At 58.0% G+C, this 1198-nt stretch carries 2 protein-coding genes and 1 pseudogene; 2 read left to right on the top strand and 1 reads right to left on the bottom strand.

Annotated features, from left to right (window positions below; all coding sequences use genetic code 11):
* Nucleotides 1-347: pseudogene (locus Q376_RS22065) on the bottom strand (IS5 family transposase); the annotation flags it as partial.
* Nucleotides 348-694: 347 nt separating this feature from the next.
* Here Q376_RS22065 and Q376_RS24325 point away from each other — a divergent pair.
* On the top strand, nucleotides 695-1090 hold the full coding sequence (locus Q376_RS24325; RefSeq protein WP_162177901.1) for a DDE-type integrase/transposase/recombinase: 396 nt from the start codon (nucleotides 695-697) through the stop codon (nucleotides 1088-1090).
* 18 nt (nucleotides 1091-1108) lie between these two features.
* Nucleotides 1109-1198, top strand: a 90-nt coding sequence (locus Q376_RS25635; protein WP_155834265.1) for an integrase core domain-containing protein, incomplete at its 3' end; no start/stop codon positions are given.

Below are 1198 nucleotides of genomic sequence, written 5' to 3'. Positions count from 1 at the left end.
CTTTTTACCGCCTCCCGAGGCGGCTCGAGTCGCACGAACGGCCGTGGAATCGATCATCCAGGTGTCCAGGTCCATCAAGCCATCCTCACGAAGCTCGAGCTGAAGACGTGCCAGCACCGCATCGAAGGTGCCGTCATCGCGCCACTGACGAAAACGTGCGTACGCGGTGCTCCAAGGGCCATAGCGTTCTGGCAAGTCGCGCCATTTGGCCCCGAGCACAGGACCCAGAAGATCCCGTTCAATACCTGGCGGTCATCCCGCCTTGGCCGGCCCATCTCCTGGGGCGGAGAGACGATGTCCTTGATCAGCGACCAGTTGTGCTCGGATAGTTCGTAGCGTCCTGTCATACCTTACCTATGCTGTTGCGGCATAGGTAAAATTAGCAGAACCGACTTTTCGTACAAAACCTAGCTGTATGGTCTCAGGGTGTAGGGGACTGTGGTATCAACCTATGTCTGCGGAGGACCCATGGCTCAGATTCTTCACCCACGCGCCACGACCACGCACGCCATCCGAAAAGAAATACAGCGATCGAAGGCTTCGGTCGCGGCATTGGGCCGACGCTATGGCCTCAATCCCAAGACCGTTCGTAAATGGCGTGCACGGGACTCGGTCGAGGATGTGACCATGGGACCCAAACGGCCCCGCTCAGCCTCCTTGACGCCGCTGGAGGATGGAGTTTCGTCGACGGACCTTGCTCCCGCTCGATGATTGTCTGTTCGCTTTGCAGCGTTTCATCCCGTACCTGACCCGGGCGAGTCTTCATCGACTCTACCAGCGCCATGGGACCAGCCGGTTACCGAAAAATAGCGATGATAGGCCAACCCCCAAACGCTTCAAATCCTATCCGATCGGTTATCTGCACATCGATTTCAGCGAGATCCGCACCGGTGAAGGCAAAGCGTATCTGTTCGTCGCCGTCGATCGTACCTCGAAGTTCGTGCACGCCAAGCTGAACCGCCAAGCGGGCCGAAACGAGGCTGCTGCCTTTCTCGAACAAACGCTGTCCCAACTACCGTATCGTGTTCACACGGTACTGACCGACAACGGTGTGCAGTTCGCCAAGCGTTCGGGGACCGAGACGTACTAGCCCCATCGTTTCCATCTCATTTGTCACCGGCATCGCATCGAGCATCGGCTGATCCAGGCCTATCATCCATGGACCAACGGTCAGGTCGAGCGGATGAACCGGACGCTG

It is taken from the genome of Halotalea alkalilenta DSM 17697, from assembly GCF_000621205.1.
GTDB lineage: Bacteria > Pseudomonadota > Gammaproteobacteria > Pseudomonadales > Halomonadaceae > Halotalea > Halotalea alkalilenta.
This window is presented reverse-complemented; position numbering and strand designations above follow the sequence as displayed.